We start from the raw sequence: 16508 nt of genomic DNA, 5'->3' as shown, positions 1-16508 counted from the left end.
CTCGGAGCGTGTGATTCAAGGCACGAAACCGGCCAACGATCAGCTCTTCCTGGTTCAGTCGAAGACGAACGTGGTGTTCTTCGTGGGGCCTTCTCCTCCCGGAAAGATCCACGCAACCTCCAGGGAGGAGCAGGTATGGCTGCACTGGCCCGTTGGTGCCTCGACCGCCGTCTCCTCGTCGTCGTCCTGTGGCTGGCCGCCCTCGTCGGCCTGTCCGCGGCGGCACTCGTCGCCGGCTCCGCGTACTCCAACGACTACGACATCAAGGGAACGGACTCCAGCAAGGCGACCGCCCTGCTCAAGGAGGCCTTCCCCGGGTCCTCCGGTGACAGCGACACCATCGTCTGGCACACCGGCCGGGGCACCGTCAGCGCGGCGCCCGTCAGGGAACGGTTGACCGGAGCCCTGGAGGAGGTCGCGGCGCTCCCCGGGGTCGCCTCGGTCACCGGCCCGTACAGCACCGAGGGCGCCGGGCAGATCAGCCGGGACGGTCACACCGCCTACGCCACGGTGATGTTCGACCAGCCGTCGGAGGAACTGCACGCGGGCGAGGTGCAGAAGGTCGTCGACACCGCGAAGGCGGCCGCCGACGCCGACACCTCGGTCGCCCTGGGAGGCAGCGCCATCGCGCTCACCGAGGGCGGCGGCGGACACATGAGCGAGGTCGTGGGTGTCGCCGTCGCGGCCGTGGTGCTGCTGCTGGCCTTCGGCTCGCTCTTCGCGATGTTCCTGCCGATCATCACCGCGCTGGTCAGCGTCGGCACCGCGTACATGGCCATCGAACTGCTCGGCCACGTGCTGCGGGTCGCCGACTTCGCGCCCATGCTCGGCATGCTCGTCGGGCTGGGCGTCGGCATCGACTACGCCCTGTTCATCGTCACCCGGCACCGCAGGGGGCTCAAACAGGGGCTGGCGGTGCGCGAGGCCGCGCAGCAGGCGGTCGCCACGACCGGGCGGGCGGTGGTCTTCGCGGGCGGCACGGTGTGCGCGGCGCTGCTCGGCATGCTGATCCTGCGGTTGTCCTTCCTCAACGGCGTCGCTGTCGCCGCGTCCCTCACCGTGATCCTCACCGTCGCCGCCTCGGTGACGCTGCTGCCCTCCCTGCTCGGTGTGATCGGCATGAGGGCACTCAGCCGCCGGGAGCGCCGCCGGCTCGCCGAGCACGGCCCCGCACCCCAGCTGCCCACCGGCCTCGCCGCCCGCTGGTCCGCCTTCGTCGAGAGGCACCCCCGGATCCTCGCGGCGGTCGCCGCCGCCGTGATGCTGCTGCTGGCGGTGCCCACCCTGTCCCTGCACCTGGGCGCCTCGGACCAGGGGAACGACGCCACGGGGACCTCCACCCGGCAGGCGTACGACATGCTCTCGGACGGCTTCGGGCCCGGCTTCAACGGAGCGCTGCAGCTGGTCGCCAAGTCCGGCGACGCGGCCGACCGGGCGGCCCTGGAGCGACTCACCGACGTCCTCCGGCGCACCGAGGGCGTCGCCGCCGTCCACAGTGAGTCCGCGCAGCACGGCAACGGGCTGAAGGTCCTGGACGTCGTCCCGACCACTGCCCCGCAGGACCAGGCGACCGACCGGCTCGTCACCCACCTGCGCCAGGACGTCATCCCCGAGGCCACCGAGGGCAGCTCGCTGGAGGTGTACGTCGGCGGCGTCACCGCGGGCTACGCGGACTTCGCCTCGGTGATCGTCGGCAAACTTCCGCTGTTCGTCGGCTCGGTGATCGGCCTCGGCTGTGTGCTCCTGCTGCTGGCGTTCCGCAGCATCGGCATCCCGCTCAAGGCGGCGGTCATGAACATGGCCGCCGTGGCCTCCTCCTTCGGGATCGTGGTGGCGATCTTCCAATGGGGCTGGGGCAGTGAGCTGCTGGGGCTCGGGGCCGCCGGGCCGATCGAGCCCTTCCTTCCGGTGATCATGGTCTCGGTACTCTTCGGGCTCTCGATGGACTATCAGGTCTTCCTGGTGAGCCGTATGTACGAGGAGTGGCGGGAGACGCACGACAACCGCCGCGCCGTCCGGGTCGGCCTGACCGAGACCAGCCGCGTGATCAACTCCGCTGCGGTCATCATGATCTCCGTCTTCCTGGCCTTCGTGCTCAGCGGTGACCGGGTGATCGCGATGTTCGGCATCGGCCTGGCCGCCGCCGTCGCCCTGGACGCCTTCGTTCTGCGGACGCTGCTGGTCCCGGCGTTGATGCACCTGATGGGGCGGTGGAACTGGTGGCTGCCCGAACGGCTGGACCGGCACCTGCCGAGGATCTGCATCGAGGGTCCGCAAGGCACTTGCGCCGGGTCCGGGGGGCCCGAAAGCGTGGATTCTCAGGAAGTTCTCAGAATTTGACCCTACGGTTGCGGCTCATGGAGACCACCAAGACCGCGGACGCGGCAGCCGGCACGAACACCGACGCCGTGGAGACCGTGTCCGACGGCGCCACGGCGGACGCCGCCCCCGAGAACAGCGCGCAGACCGAGACCAGCACGAGCACGGAGCACGCCGAGAAGACAGAGCAGGCCGAGAAGGCCGGCACCACCAAGAACGCCCAGAACGCCGACGACACCGACGCGGACGACGAGTTCGCCGAGGACGAAGGGAACGGGGACACCCCCGCCGCCCGCTCCGGCGCCGTCCTCCCGGGCGCCGCGGCCGTCGTCGGCGCCGCCCTCGGCCTGATCTCCCTGACCGGCACCTGGATGGGCACCGTCCTGTCCGCCCGCCGTGAGCTCGTCGGGCAGATCGGCGCCTCCTCCGCGACCCCCGCCGAGCAGATCAACCAGATATACGCCGCGCCCTGGCACACGGTGGCCGCGGTCAACGGTGCCTTCGCGCTGGTGGCCCTCATCGTCGCGGGTGTCCTGCTGCTCGCCGTGCGGGACTCCGCCCCGTGGGTGCGCGCCCTCGCCTGGGGCGGGCTCGTGCTCGGTGTCCTCGGTCTGCTGATAGCGGTCGGAATGTACTTCGACCTGTTCGCCTCACTGCCCACCGTGCCCGCTCAGACCGCCCCCGCTGCTCCCAGCGGCGGCTGACCTGGGCACGCGCCGGGGCCGTCCAAGGCATCCCGGCCGCCGAGCCTGGGAGGTTGCCCGATGTGGCGCCCCCGCCTTGGGGACGAGGCTGAAGTCACCGGAGAGGGAAGCCGGTTGACCATGCGCCCCGTCCCCAAGGAGTCGGCGATGTACCTGCACGAGATGCCCGGCCGGGCCCGCACGAACATCGCACCCCCGGGGTGTCGTCGTCAGCCGGCCTTCAGTCGCAGTATGCGGTCGTCGCCCTTGCGGGGCTCCCCCCGGCCGTCGGTGTTGCTCGTCGTCAGCAGCAGATCGCCGTCGGGTCCGGCCACGACCGTGCGCAGCCGTCCGTACGTGCCGACGAGGAAGGCCTGGGGTTTCGCCGCGGCCTTCGTGCCCGCCAGCGGGATGCGCCACAGCCGGGCGCCGCGCAGCGAGGCCATCCACAAGGAGCCCTTGGACCAGACGATGCCGCTGGGGGAGGCGTCGTCGGTGTGCCAGGTGGCGATCGGGTCGGCGTAGCCCGCACGGTGGGCGAGCCCCTCGACGACGGGCCAGCCGTAGTTCCTGCCCGGCTCGATGAGGTTGACCTCGTCCCAGGTGTCCTGGCCGAACTCCGATGCCCACAGCCGCCCCTGGGCGTCCCAGGTCAGGCCCTGCACATTGCGGTGGCCGTAGGAGTAGACGAGGGAGTCCGCCTCGGGATTGCCGTGCACCGGCTGGCCGTCCGGCGTCATGCGCAGGATCTTGCCGCCGAGGGACTTCTTGTCCTGGGCCAGGCCGCGGTCGCCGCTCTCGCCGGTGCCCGCGTACAGCATCCCGTCCGGGCCGAAGGCGATCCGGCCGCCGTTGTGGATGGCGCCGTGCGGAATGCCGCGCAGGATGGTGTCGGGGGCGCCGAGCTGTTCGCCGGCCGGCTTCTTCGGGTCGTAGAGCATGCGGGCGATGCGGTTGTCGGAGTCGGTGGTGAAGTACGCGTACACCAGGTGGTCGGTCGCGAAGCCGGGGGAGACCGCCAGCCCCAGGAGGCCGCCCTCGCCGCCCGAGGAGACCCCGGGCACCGTGCCGGCGGGGGTCGTGCGGCCGGTGTCGGGATCCACGCGGACGATCCTGCCGGTGTCGCGTGAGCCGACCAGCAGCCCGCCGTCCTGAAGGACCGCCACGCCCCACGGGGTGTTCAGCCCGGTGGCCACGGTACCGACGACCTTCACCGAGCCCATGGCCGGTGCTGCGGGAGCCACCGAACCGCCGGACGGCGGGGCCGGGTCCGCCGGGGCGGAGGCCGCCGGATCGGAGGTCGCCGGGGCCGTCAACGGGTCCCCGGCGGAGGAGCATCCCGTCGTCAGCAGCGCGGCACTGGCCAGCACGGCGGCGACGGCTGCGGCACGGCGTCCCACGCTTCCCTCCCGGAGGTCCTGCGGTACGGACTTCAAGCACATCACATCCGTCACTACACCGCCCGGCCGTTGCGGGTTCCCGCCGCGGCGGGAAAAGCCGTGCTCAGTCCCAGGAGCCGCGCGCGGGCGGCAGGCCGGCTATCTCGGTGAAGTCCTCCGTGGTCAGGGTGAGTTCCGCCGCACCGGCGTTCTCGGCCGCCCACCGCTCCCGCTTGGTCCCCGGCACCGGCACCACCTGCGGTCCCTGGGCGAGCACCCAGGCCAGCGCCACCTGCGCCGGCGTGGCGCCGCGCGCCTCGGCCACCCGGCGCAGTCCCGCCACGATCGGCTGGTTCGCGGCCATCATCTCTGCGGTGAACCGCGGGTGCCGTGCCCGCTTGTCGTCCCGCTCGAAGCCCTGGCCCGGGGTGAGCGTGCCCGTCAGGAAGCCGTTGCCCAGCGGCATCGCCGCCATGAAGCCGACCCCGCGCTGCGTGCACCAGGGCAGCAGCTCGGCCAGCGCGTCCGGCGACCACACCGACAGTTCGGCCTGGACACAGCTGACCGGGAACACCTGCTGCACCCGCCGCAGGTGGGCGAGCGTCTCGTCGTAGATCCGCGACCCGGAGCGGCGTGCCGGCCGCGCGCCCACCGCGCACCATCCCAGCGCACGCACCTTGCCGGCCGTGACCAGCTCCGCCATCGCGCCCCAGGTCTCCTCGACCGGCACCTCCGGATCCGAGCGGTGCAGTTGGTAGAGGTCGATCACGTCCGTCTGGAGCCGCCGCAGCGAGGCGTCGCAGGCCCGCCGCACATAGGAGGGCCGCCCGTTGGCCACCAGGTGCTGTTCGCCCACCAGCAGCCCGCACTTGGTGGAGACGAACGCCTCGTCCCGGCGCTGCTTCAGCACCCGCCCGAGCAGCAGCTCATTGGTGAACGGGCCGTAGATGTCGGCGGTGTCCAGCAGGGTCGCGCCCCGGTCGAGCGCCGCGTGCACGGTCCGCAGGGACGCTTCCCCGTCCTGCTGCGAGGTGGTGTACGCCCAGCTCATCGGCATGCACCCCAGTCCCACGGCGCCCACCTCGAGAGCCGCCGCCCCGACCGTCCTGCGCTCCACCTGGATGACCTCCGCTGACCTCTCGCGCCGCCCTACTGTGTCATAGCCTCCTGACCATGGCTGACATCACCCGGAACCACCGCCCCACCGCATGGCTGCCGATCCCCGCCGAGGGCATCGACGGGCTCCCGGACACCGTCGACTACCTCTTGTGGGACGGCGCCGAGGACTACCCCGGCGACCCGGCGGAGGCCGACTTCTACGTGGTGCCCTACATGAAGGGCGCGGACGTCGCGGGCCGCCCGCTCGCGAGGATGACGGGCCTTCAGGTGGTGCAGACGCTCAGCGCCGGCGTGGACCATGTGCTGCCGCACCTGTCGGAGCTGCCCCCCGGCGTCCGCCTGTGCAACGCCCGCGGTGTGCACGAGGCGAGCACCGCGGAGCTGGCCCTGGCGCTCACCCTGGCCTCCCTGCGCGGCATCCCGCGCTTCGTGCGCGGGCAGGACGCCGAGGAGTGGCACGACGGGTTCTACCCGGCACTGGCCGACAAGAGCGTCCTCATCGTCGGCCACGGATCCATCGGCGCCGCCATCGAGGACCGGCTCGCGCCCTTCGAGTGCGACATCGTCCGGGTCGCCCGCCTGGCACGCCGCTCCCCGCGCGGACCGGTGCACGCCCTGGGGGACCTGCCCGCCCTGCTGCCCGCCGCCGACGTGGTCGTCCTGTCGACCCCGCTGACCGAGGCCACCCGGGGGCTGGTGGACGCCGGGTTCCTGGCCCGGATGAAGGACGGCGCCCTGCTGGTGAACGTCGCCCGCGGGCCCGTGGTGGACACCGGTGCGCTGCTCGCCGAGCTGACGTCCGGCCGGCTGCGCGCGGCACTCGATGTCACCGACCCGGAGCCGCTGCCCGCCGGGCACCCGCTCTGGCACGCCCCCGGCGTCCTCATCAGCCCGCACGTCGGCGGCAGTACGTCCGCCTTCCTTCCGCGGGCCAAGCTGCTGCTGCGCGAGCAACTGCGCAGGTTCGCGGCGGGTGAGAACCTGGCCAACATCGTGACCACGACCTGACGGGTCCTTAACTCCCTTGTGGCACCGGGTGACTGGAAAGCCCCTCAGAGTCGCTTGCCCGTCACGCTGTGTAGAGGAACTATGTCCCTGAGTGACCACTCTGGTGTATCGTCCCGGATTGGGGGAACGCGACCGGCGTGGCATGGAATGCCGCGAACGGGCGCGGGACGGCTCAGGACTTGATGGGGGGCGACGGGCGATGTGCGGCCGATGGAGAGAGCACCGGAAGCGGGACGACGGCACACCACGCCGGGAGCGCTCACGGCATTCCCGGACGACGCCGTGAGTACCCAAGGGGCGGTTCTCGCGGGGGCCCCGGTCCCCGAGAGCCGGGCCGGGCTCCTGCCGCAGTTCGTCATCGCCGTGCTCTGCGGCGGCTACGCGACCGGCGCCGCCCTCGGATGGGGATCCGAGGACCTGGCCGTGGTGATGGGGGACTTCGGGCTCTCCGGTGCCGCCCTGGCGGCCACCGTCTCGTGTCTGGCGTACATCCGCACCGTGGCCCGGCGACAGCGGCCCGCCTGGGTGCTGTTCGCCGTCTCGTCCGCCATGGTCGCGCTCGGCAACGGCATCTGGGGCTGGTACGAGGTCGTGCTGCGCGAGGACGTACCGCGCACCTCGCTCGCCGACTTCTGTTTCCTGCTCTTCGCCCCACCCGCGATCATCGGCCTGCTCGTGCTGGCCAAGCGCCCGGTGACCCGGGCCGGCTGGGTCTGCCTGGGACTGGACGCCTGGCTCATCGCCGGCTCACTGGTCACCCTGTCCTGGACGCTGGCGCTCGCGCAGGCCGCGCTGTGGGACGGGCGGAGCACCGCGTGTGTCGCCCTGTCACTGGCGTATCCGCTGCTCGACATCCTGCTCGTCAGCATGGTGCTGGCGCTGCACTTCCGGCGCTCCTCGGCCAACCGCGCGGCGGTCAACACCGCCATCGCCTCGCTCGCCCTGACGGTGCTGTGCGACGCCCTGTTCACCTCGCCCCTCCTGCGCGAGCACTACCGCTCCGGCCAGATCCTCGACGCGGGCTGGTTCGCGGGCAGCATGCTGCTGGCGTACGCGCCCTGGGTGGCCAGCCGGGAGAAGACCGCCGAGCGGCGCCCCGCGCCCCAGCCGCGCCCCGCGAGCGGCTCCCTGGCCGCGCTCACGCCGTACCTCGCCGCCGCGGTCTGCGTCCTCGGCATCCTCTACAACGCCATCGACGGCCGGAGGATCGACCGCGTGGTGCTGTTCGCCGGCTGCACCGTGGTGCTCGCCCTGGTGGTGCGCCAGGGCATCATGCTGCTCGACAACATCTCCCTGGCCCAAGAGCTCGCCCAGAAGGAGAACCACTTCCGGTCCCTGGTGCAGGGCTCCAGCGACGTCATCATGATCGCCTCGCCCATCGGCGTGCTGCGCTACGTCAGCCCCGCCGCCACGGGTGTGTACGGGCGGGAGGCGGAGGAGATGGTCGGCACCGAGTTCGCCTCCCACATCCATCCCGACGACCTCGGGCGCGTGCTGCACGAGGTGCGCCGCTTCCTGGCCGCGCATCCCGCGCAGGAGCCCGCCACGCGCATCGAGTGCCGCATCCACCACGGCGACGGCAGCTGGCTCAACGTCGAGTCCAGCGTCAACCGCTACCAGGGCGGCCTGATCTTCAACAGCCGTGATGTCACCGAGCGCGTCCGGCTCCAGGCGCAACTGCAGCACAACGCCTCGCACGATCCGCTGACCGACCTGCCCAACCGCGCCCTGTTCACCGAGCGCATCCGGCAGGCCCTCGGGGGCCGCCGGGCCGGCGACGGCGAGCCCGGCACCACCGCGGTGCTCTTCATCGACCTCGACGGCTTCAAGGCGGTCAACGACACCGTGGGCCACCAGGCCGGCGACGAGCTGCTCGTCCAGGCCGCCCGCCGGCTCCAGGAGTCGGTGCGGGCCGGCGACACCGCGGCCCGCCTCGGCGGCGACGAGTTCGCCGCCCTCATCTGCGGTACCAGCGCCGACCGCCATCTGCGCGAGTACCAGGTGCACCAGGTCGCCGACCGGCTGCGGGCCGCGCTCTCCGAGCCCTACCGCGTGACCGGGACGGAGGTGCGGGTGGCCGCCAGCATCGGCGTCGCCTTCGCCGACGCAGGCGTCAGCCCGGGCGAGCTGCTGCGCAACGCCGACCTGGCGATGTACCGGGCCAAGCAGGCCGGCAAGGGCCGGGTGGAGATGTACGCCCCCGCCATGCAGGCCGAGGTCGTACGCCGGGCCGAGCTGGCGGGACGCCTGCGCTCGGCGCTGCGCGACGGCGAGTTCGCGCTGCTCCACCAGCCGGTGGTCGACCTGCACAGCGGCGAGGTCACCGCGGTCGAGGCGCAGGCCCGATGGCGCTCCGCCCAGGGCATCCTCTTCACCCCCGCGGAGTTCCTCCGTGTCGCCGAGGACACCGACCGCACCTCCCAGCTGGCCCGCTGGCTGCTGGAGGAGGCCGTGCGGCTGGCCGCCCTGCGGCACACGGCGGGCCTCCCGGTCCCCGTCGCCGTCCGGCTCTCCACCCGCCGGCTGATGCACCGCGAGCTGCCCACCAAGGACATCGAGGCGATGCTCCACAAGCACGAGCTGCCGCCGGGCGCCCTGGTGCTGCAGCTCGCCGACCAGGACCCGCGCATCTCCTTCGACGAGCTGGAGCGCCGGTTGACCGCGCTGCGCCGCCTCGGCGTGCGGATCGCCCTGGAGGGCTTCGGCACCGGCTACGCGCCCATGAACGCCCTGCGGCGGCTGCCGCTGGACGTCCTCAAGCTGGACCGGGGCCTGACCGAGGGCGTCGTGGAGTCCGCCCGGCTGCGCAAGATCACCACGGGTCTGCTGGGCATCGCCGAGGACCTCGGCATCCGTTCGGTGGCCGAGGGGGTGGACCGCCCAGAGCAGGTGCTCGCGCTGCGTGAGATGCGGTGCACACACGGGCAGGGCATGGCATTCTCGGGTCCCCTGGACGAGCACCGGCTGCGCTCCTCGCTGACCCGGGGCGGCTACCCCGTCCCCGGGGACACCGGGCTCCTGGCGGGCGGCAGGACGCCCGCGCACGGCACGTGCGCCCCGGACGAGATTCTCTCGAATGCTGAGACGCCCGTCCCACCCGCTTGACACCCCGCAGGCCGCAGGAGGAAGGTCAGTGCCATGCGCACCCGAATTCTCGTACTTGGAAAGCGCGTCGGCTGACCCGGGGCCACATCCCGCCTCGTGGAAGCACCGACGCGCTCCCCTCGCTTGCCCCTGGGCACGAGGGGTTTTTTGTTGCCTGGGATTCAGACATACCACCCTCTCCACCCTCAAACTTCTGAGAGATGAGAAGCAGATGACCGAGCAGGCCACCGGGGCCCACCACCCGCAGCCGCGGGCCCGCGGCGCCGCGCCGCAGCCCGTCACCGCCGAGCGCGTCACGGGCGCCCAGTCCCTCATCCGCTCGCTGGAGGCGGTCGGCGCCGACACGGTGTTCGGCATCCCGGGTGGCGCGATCCTTCCGGCGTACGACCCGCTGATGGACTCGACCAAGGTGCGCCACGTCCTGGTCCGTCACGAGCAGGGCGCCGGCCACGCCGCCACCGGCTACGCGCAGGCCACCGGCAAGGTCGGCGTCTGCATGGCCACCTCCGGTCCCGGGGCCACGAACCTCGTCACCCCGATCGCCGACGCGCACATGGACTCCGTCGCCATGGTCGCGATCACCGGCCAGGTCGCGTCCAAGGCGATCGGCACCGACGCCTTCCAGGAAGCGGACATCTGCGGCATCACCATGCCGATCACCAAGCACAACTTCCTGGTCACCGATGCCGCCGAGATCCCGCGGACCATCGCCGAGGCCTTCCTCATCGCCTCCACCGGCCGCCCCGGACCGGTCCTGGTCGACATCGCCAAGGACGCCCTCCAGACGCAGACCACCTTCTCGTGGCCGCCGGTCACCGACCTGCCCGGCTACCGCCCGGTGACCAAGCCGCACGCCAAGCAGATCCGCGAGGCCGCCCGGCTGATCAACGAGGCCCGGCGCCCCGTGCTGTACGTCGGAGGCGGCGTCCTGAAGGCCCGCGCCACGGCCGAGCTGCGGATCCTGGCCGAGCTGACCGGCGCCCCGGTGACCACCACGCTGATGGCGCTCGGCGCCTTCCCCGACAGCCACGCCCAGCACGTCGGCATGCCCGGCATGCACGGCTCGGTCTCGGCCGTGGCCGCGCTGCAGAAGGCCGATCTGATCGTCGCCCTCGGCGCCCGCTTCGACGACCGGGTCACCGGCAAGCTGGACTCCTTCGCCCCGTACGCCAAGATCGTCCACGCCGACATCGACCCGGCCGAGATCTCCAAGAACCGGGTCGCCGACGTGCCCATCGTCGGTGACGCCCGCGAGGTCCTCGCCGACCTGATCGTCGCCGTCCAGGCAGACCACGACGCCGGCCACCGGGGCGACTACACCGAGTGGTGGAAGCTGCTCAACGGTCTGCGCGACACCTACCCGCTCGGCTACGACCTGCCCGCCGACGGCAGCCTGTCCCCGCAGCAGGTCATCCAGCGCATCGGCGAGCTGGCCCCGGAGGGCAGCCTCTTCGCCGCCGGCGTCGGCCAGCACCAGATGTGGTCCTCGCAGTTCATCTCCTTCGAGCGCCCGAACTCCTGGTTCAACTCCGGCGGCGCCGGGACCATGGGCTACGCGGTGCCCGCCGCGATGGGCGCGAAGGCCGGGATGCCCGGGTCCACCGTGTGGGCGATCGACGGCGACGGCTGCTTCCAGATGACCAATCAGGAACTGACCACCTGCGCGCTGAACAACATCCCGATCAAGGTCGCCATCATCAACAACGGCGCCCTCGGCATGGTCCGCCAGTGGCAGTCGCTCTTCTACAACGAGCGCTACTCCAACACCGTCCTGCACGGCGGCGAGACCAACGCCGGCAGCGGCTCCCACACGGGGGCGAGCACGAGCCCGCGGGGCGGCACCCGTGTCCCGGACTTCGTGAAGCTGGCCGAGGCCATGGGCTGCGTCGGCCTGCGCTGCGAGGACCCCGCCGATCTCGACGAGATCATCGAGAAGGCCAACGCCATCAACGACCGTCCCGTGGTCGTCGACTTCATCGTCCACGAGGACGCCATGGTGTGGCCGATGGTCGCCGCCGGCACCTCCAACGACGAGATCATGGCCGCCCGCGACGTCCGTCCGGACTTCGCCGACGCGGTGGACGACTGAGGACCGACAGAGACCGAGAGACCGAGAGAAGACCGACACATGTCCAAGCACACGCTCTCCGTCCTGGTGGAGAACAAGCCCGGTGTCCTCGCCCGGATCACCGCCCTGTTCTCCCGCCGCGGCTTCAACATCGACTCCCTCGCCGTCGGCACCACCGAGCACGCCGACATCTCCCGCATCACCATCGTGGTGAACGTGATCGAGGACCTTCCGCTGGAGCAGGTCACCAAGCAGCTCAACAAGCTCGTCAACGTGCTGAAGATCGTCGAGCTGGAGGCCGGTTCCGCCGTCCAGCGCGAACTCGTCCTGGTGAAGGTGCGCGCCGACAACGAGTCGCGCTCCCAGATCGTCGAGATCGTGCAGCTGTTCCGGGCCAAGACCGTCGACGTCTCCCCGGAGGCCGTCACCATCGAGGCCACCGGCGGTGCCGACAAGCTGGAGGCCATGCTCAAGATGCTGGAGCCCTTCGGCATCAAGGAGCTCGTCCAGTCCGGAACGATCGCGATCGGCCGCGGCGCCCGTTCGATCACCGACCGCTCCCTGCGCGCCCTCGACCGGACCGCATAGCGAGACCGCAAGACTAGTTCGCAGCCCACGGACGTACTGTGTGGGCAACCCGCCAGAACCAAGGAGAGACCCCAAGTGGCCGAGCTGTTCTACGACGACGACGCCGACCTGTCCATCATCCAGGGCCGCAAGGTCGCGGTCATCGGCTACGGAAGCCAGGGCCACGCCCACGCGCTGTCGCTGCGCGACTCGGGGGTCGACGTGCGCGTCGGTCTGCACGAGGGCTCGAAGTCGAAGGCCAAGGCCGAGGAGCAGGGCCTGCGTGTGGTCACCCCGGCCGAGGCCGCAGCCGAGGCCGACGTCATCATGATCCTGGTCCCGGACCCGATCCAGGCCAAGGTGTACGAGGAGTCCATCAAGGACAACCTGAAGGACGGCGACGCGCTGTTCTTCGGCCACGGCCTGAACATCCGCTACGGCTTCATCAAGCCGCCGGCCGGTGTCGACGTGTGCATGGTCGCCCCCAAGGGGCCGGGCCACCTGGTGCGCCGTCAGTACGAGGAGGGTCGCGGCGTTCCCTGTATCGCGGCCGTCGAGCAGGACGCGACCGGGAACGGCTTCGCGCTCACGCTGTCCTACGCCAAGGCGATCGGCGGCACCCGCGCGGGCGTCATCAAGACGACGTTCACCGAGGAGACCGAGACCGACCTGTTCGGCGAGCAGGCGATCCTCTGCGGTGGTACCACCGCTCTGGTCAAGGCCGGTTTCGAGACCCTGACCGAGGCCGGCTACCAGCCGGAGATCGCGTACTTCGAGTGCCTGCACGAGCTCAAGCTCATCGTGGACCTCATGTACGAGGGCGGCCTGGAGAAGATGCGCTGGTCCATCTCCGAGACCGCGGAGTGGGGCGACTACGTCACCGGCCCCCGCATCATCACGGACGCCACCAAGGCGGAGATGAAGAAGATCCTCGGCGAGATCCAGGACGGCTCCTTCGCCAACAACTGGATCGCCGAGTACAACGCCGGCCTGCCGAAGTACAACGAGTACAAGAAGGCCGACGAGAACCACCTGCTGGAGACCACCGGCAAGAAGCTGCGCAAGCTCATGAGCTGGGTGGACGAAGAGGCGTAATGCCTCCCGCGGTTTGTACGGTCCCGGAGGCGCCGCGCCCCCGGGACCGTCCGTTCTGGCCAGGTCGTACACCCTCGTGCGGGTGATCCTTCCGGGATGGCGCAGGATACGCGGCCGGCCGCCGATACACTCCCTTAACAAGCGCGTCAGGCTCACAGCGTCGTGCGTCTCCACGCGGCATGCCATCTCCCCTCCACCGCCTTCGGCCGTCGGGACGCGGCCGCCGGCCAGGGACTAGTGAGGACTCACGTGAGCAACCCCGTCGTACTCATCGCCGAAGAGCTCTCTCCCGCCACCGTCGAGGCCCTGGGGCCGGACTTCGAGATCCGGCACTGCAACGGCGCGGACCGAGCCGAGCTGTTGAGCGCGATCGCCGATGCCGACGCCATCCTGATCCGCAGCGCCACGAAGGTCGACGCCGAGGCCGTAGCCGCCGCTCCCAAGCTCAAGGTCGTCGCCCGCGCGGGCGTCGGCCTGGACAACGTCGACGTCTCCGCCGCCACGAAGGCCGGCGTCATGGTCGTCAACGCGCCGACCTCCAACATCGTGACCGCCGCCGAGCTCGCCTGCGGCCTGCTCATCTCCGTCGCGCGCAACATCGCCCCGGCCAATGCCGCGCTCAAGCAGGGCGAGTGGAAGCGCAACAAGTACACGGGTGTCGAGCTGGCCGAGAAGACCCTCGGCGTCGTCGGCCTCGGCCGTATCGGCGCGCTGGTCGCGCAGCGCATGTCGGCCTTCGGTATGAAGATCGTCGCTTACGACCCCTACATCCAGCCGGCGCGCGCCGCCCAGATGGGCGTGAAGATCCTCAGCCTCGACGAGCTGCTGGAGGTCTCCGACTTCATCACGGTGCACCTGCCCAAGACCCCTGAGACGGTCGGCCTGATCGGGGACGAGGCACTGCGCAAGGTCAAGCCGCACGTCCGCATCGTCAACGCCGCGCGCGGCGGGATCGTGGACGAGGAGGCGCTGTTCGCGGCGCTCAAGGAGGGCCGGGTCGGCGGCGCGGGCCTGGATGTGTACGCCAAGGAGCCGTGCACCGACTCGCCGCTCTTCCAGTTCGACAACGTGGTGGCCACCCCGCACCTGGGCGCCTCGACCGACGAGGCGCAGGAGAAGGCCGGCATCTCCGTCGCCCGCTCGGTGCGCCTGGCCCTGGCCGGCGAGCTCGTGCCGGACGCGGTCAACGTCCAGGGCGGCGTCATCGCCGAGGACGTCCGTCCGGGCCTGCCGCTCGCCGAGAAGCTGGGCCGCATCTTCACCGCGCTCGCCGGCGAGGTCGCGGTGCGCCTGGACGTCGAGGTGCGCGGCGAGATCACTCAGCACGACGTGAAGGTGCTGGAGCTGTCCGCCCTCAAGGGCGTCTTCGAGGACGTCGTCGACGAGACGGTGTCCTACGTCAACGCCCCGCTCTTCGCGCAGGAGCGCGGTGTCGAGGTGCGCCTGACCACGAGCAGCGAGTCCCCGGACCACCGCAACCTGGTCACCGTCCGCGGCACCCTGTCCGACGGCACCGAGGTCTCGGTCTCCGGCACGCTCGCCGGGCCCAGGCACATCCAGAAGATCGTGGCCGTCGGCGACGACGACGTGGACCTGGTCCTCGCCGACCACATGGCCTTCCTCCGCTACACCGACCGGCCCGGTGTCGTGGGCACCATCGGCCGCGTCCTGGGCGACGGCGGCGTCAACATCGCCGGCATGCAGGTGGCCCGCGACCAGGCCGGTGGCGAGGCGCTGGTGGCGCTGACGGTCGACACCGCCATCCCGGCGCCGGTGCTGGCCGACATCGCCGCGGAGATCGGCGCCACCTCGGCCCGCGCGGTCAATCTCGAGAACTGATCCCGGTCCCGCTGCGCTGGGGGCGGCCGATCCGGGAGATCCGGGACGGCCGCCCCTGCCGCGTCGCGGCCGCCGCGCCGGGGGAGGAGGGCCGGAAGCGCACGGCCACCGCGGCCAGGAGCAGCAGCCCCAGCACCGGGTACGGGGACGCGAACGGCTGCAGCCACCACGCCAGGTGCAGATCGAGGTCGCCGGCCTTCGGCACGAGCCACAGGCTGCGGGCGAGGAACACCACGGCGGTCACCCGCAGCACCCAGCGCGGCGCGTCCGCGGCCAGCAGGATCAGCAGCGGCACGCACCACACCCAGTGGTGGGACCAGCTGATCGGCGTGATCAGCAGGGCCGTCACCGCGCAGCACACCACGCCCCAGGCCTCGTTGCCCCGCCGCCCCAGCCACACCGACAGCGCCATCCCCGCGCAGGCCACGGCGAACGCCGCCGCCGCCCAGACCATCCCCGGGTGCGGGGTGTGCAGGGTGCGTGCCACCAGCCCCTGCAACGACTGGTTGTCGACGATCCAGACCTTGCCGATCCGGCTGGTGTCGAAGATGCAGCGGGTCCAGTAGTCGACGGTCGCGCCGGGCAGCGCCAGCGCGCCGAGCAGCGCCGTGCCGGCGAAGCTCGCCCCCGCCACGACCGCCTCCTTGCGGCGGCCGGTCAGCAGCAGATAGAGGGCGAAGATCGCCGGGGTGAGCTTGATGCCGGCCGCGATGCCGATGGCGATGCCCTTGCCCCGGGCGCCGTCCGGCCGGCTGAGGTCCCACAGCACCAGCACCGCGAGCAGCAGGTTGATCTGGCCGTACAGCATGGTCTGGAACACCGGTTCCAGCCACAGCCCGAGGGCCATCGCCAGCACCACCACGGTCCAGCGCGAACTGCGCGACCGCGGCCGGCCGGCGGACTGGCACGACAGGTGGGCGAGCAGGCCGAGCAGCGCCAGGTTGCCGGCCATGAAGACGAGCTTGAGCAGTGGGATCGGCAGCCAGGTCGCCGGGACGAAGAGCATCGCGGCGAAGGGCGGGTAGGTCGCCGGCAGGTCCCACTCGGTGACAGTGAAGCCGTACAGGTCCGTGCCGTTCACGACGGCCGCGCCCTCGGCCCGGTAGACCTGCATGTCGGCCATCGGCACGGGCATCGACAGGCACAAGGCGGTGAAGGCCGTCAGTGACAGCGCCAGGAGCAGCAGGGAGAGCACCAGTCGGCGGTCCGGTCGCGGCCAGGCGGCGGAGCCCTTCGCGGGCGTGCCCAGCTGGGCCGTGCGCTCGCGCCCGAACGCCTCCGTGGAGTGAGTCACCGGTTCCCGATCCCCTTGTCCCGCCGTCCGCC

11 protein-coding genes are annotated in these 16508 nt (G+C 71.4%); 8 read left to right on the top strand and 3 right to left on the bottom strand.

Annotated features, from left to right (window positions below; translation table 11 throughout):
* Nucleotides 1-135: 135 nt before the first annotated feature.
* Both RV983_RS11925 and RV983_RS11920 read left to right on the top strand, forming a co-directional pair.
* Nucleotides 136-2340 (top strand): MMPL family transporter, encoded by a 2205-nt coding sequence (locus tag RV983_RS11925; RefSeq protein WP_475985773.1) that lies wholly within the window; start codon nucleotides 136-138, stop codon nucleotides 2338-2340.
* Between the two features lie 17 nt (nucleotides 2341-2357).
* Complete coding sequence (locus RV983_RS11920) at nucleotides 2358-3023, top strand: hypothetical protein (protein ID WP_475985772.1); 666 nt, start codon at nucleotides 2358-2360, stop codon at nucleotides 3021-3023.
* A gap of 209 nt (nucleotides 3024-3232) precedes the next feature.
* Here the strand turns inward: RV983_RS11920 and RV983_RS11915 are convergent, their stop codons facing one another.
* Nucleotides 3233-4444 (bottom strand): PQQ-dependent sugar dehydrogenase, encoded by a 1212-nt coding sequence (locus RV983_RS11915; protein WP_475985771.1) that lies wholly within the window; start codon nucleotides 4442-4444, stop codon nucleotides 3233-3235.
* 61 nt (nucleotides 4445-4505) lie between these two features.
* A complete protein-coding gene (locus RV983_RS11910) occupies nucleotides 4506-5498 on the bottom strand; it encodes an aldo/keto reductase (protein WP_475985770.1) in 993 nt (330 codons plus the stop codon).
* Between the two features lie 56 nt (nucleotides 5499-5554).
* Between RV983_RS11910 and RV983_RS11905 the strand changes: the two genes are divergently transcribed.
* The 6 genes from RV983_RS11905 (at nucleotide 5555) to serA (ending at nucleotide 15182) form a co-directional block, all read left to right on the top strand.
* Nucleotides 5555-6508: a 2-hydroxyacid dehydrogenase gene (locus RV983_RS11905; protein WP_475985769.1), complete on the top strand. Its 954-nt coding sequence runs from the start codon at nucleotides 5555-5557 to the stop codon at nucleotides 6506-6508.
* Between the two features lie 282 nt (nucleotides 6509-6790).
* Complete coding sequence (locus RV983_RS11900) at nucleotides 6791-9613, top strand: putative bifunctional diguanylate cyclase/phosphodiesterase (RefSeq protein WP_475985768.1); 2823 nt, start codon at nucleotides 6791-6793, stop codon at nucleotides 9611-9613.
* 211 nt (nucleotides 9614-9824) lie between these two features.
* Entirely contained in the window at nucleotides 9825-11702 is a 1878-nt protein-coding gene (locus RV983_RS11895) for an acetolactate synthase large subunit (protein WP_475985767.1), read from the top strand.
* Nucleotides 11703-11741: 39 nt separating this feature from the next.
* Nucleotides 11742-12269, top strand: coding sequence for an acetolactate synthase small subunit (gene ilvN, locus RV983_RS11890; RefSeq protein ID WP_475985766.1), 528 nt, complete (start codon nucleotides 11742-11744; stop codon nucleotides 12267-12269).
* A 75-nt stretch (nucleotides 12270-12344) separates the two neighbouring features.
* Nucleotides 12345-13343: a ketol-acid reductoisomerase gene (ilvC, locus tag RV983_RS11885; RefSeq protein WP_475985765.1), complete on the top strand. Its 999-nt coding sequence runs from the start codon at nucleotides 12345-12347 to the stop codon at nucleotides 13341-13343.
* Nucleotides 13344-13592: 249 nt separating this feature from the next.
* The gene (gene serA, locus RV983_RS11880; protein WP_475985764.1) at nucleotides 13593-15182 is read left to right on the top strand and encodes a phosphoglycerate dehydrogenase; all 1590 of its coding nucleotides are present in this window, start codon (nucleotides 13593-13595) and stop codon (nucleotides 15180-15182) included.
* Here serA and RV983_RS11875 read toward each other — a convergent pair.
* Nucleotides 15166-16476, bottom strand: coding sequence for a glycosyltransferase 87 family protein (locus RV983_RS11875; RefSeq protein WP_475985763.1), 1311 nt, complete (start codon nucleotides 16474-16476; stop codon nucleotides 15166-15168). The two genes, serA and RV983_RS11875, sit on opposite strands and share 17 nt — an antisense overlap.
* Nucleotides 16477-16508 lie beyond the last annotated feature (32 nt).

It is taken from the genome of Streptomyces sp. RLA123 (assembly GCF_056270165.1).
This window is presented reverse-complemented; position numbering and strand designations above follow the sequence as displayed.

Coding starts and splice junctions, on each gene's coding strand:
- RV983_RS11925 (WP_475985773.1), top strand. CDS start 136: ATGGCTGCACTGGCCCGTTGGTGCCTCGACCGCCGTCTCCTCGTCGTC.
- RV983_RS11920 (WP_475985772.1), top strand. CDS start 2,358: ATGGAGACCACCAAGACCGCGGACGCGGCAGCCGGCACGAACACCGAC.
- RV983_RS11915 (WP_475985771.1), bottom strand. CDS start 4,444: ATGTGCTTGAAGTCCGTACCGCAGGACCTCCGGGAGGGAAGCGTGGGA.
- RV983_RS11905 (WP_475985769.1), top strand. CDS start 5,555: ATGGCTGACATCACCCGGAACCACCGCCCCACCGCATGGCTGCCGATC.
- RV983_RS11895 (WP_475985767.1), top strand. CDS start 9,825: ATGACCGAGCAGGCCACCGGGGCCCACCACCCGCAGCCGCGGGCCCGC.
- ilvN (WP_475985766.1), top strand. CDS start 11,742: ATGTCCAAGCACACGCTCTCCGTCCTGGTGGAGAACAAGCCCGGTGTC.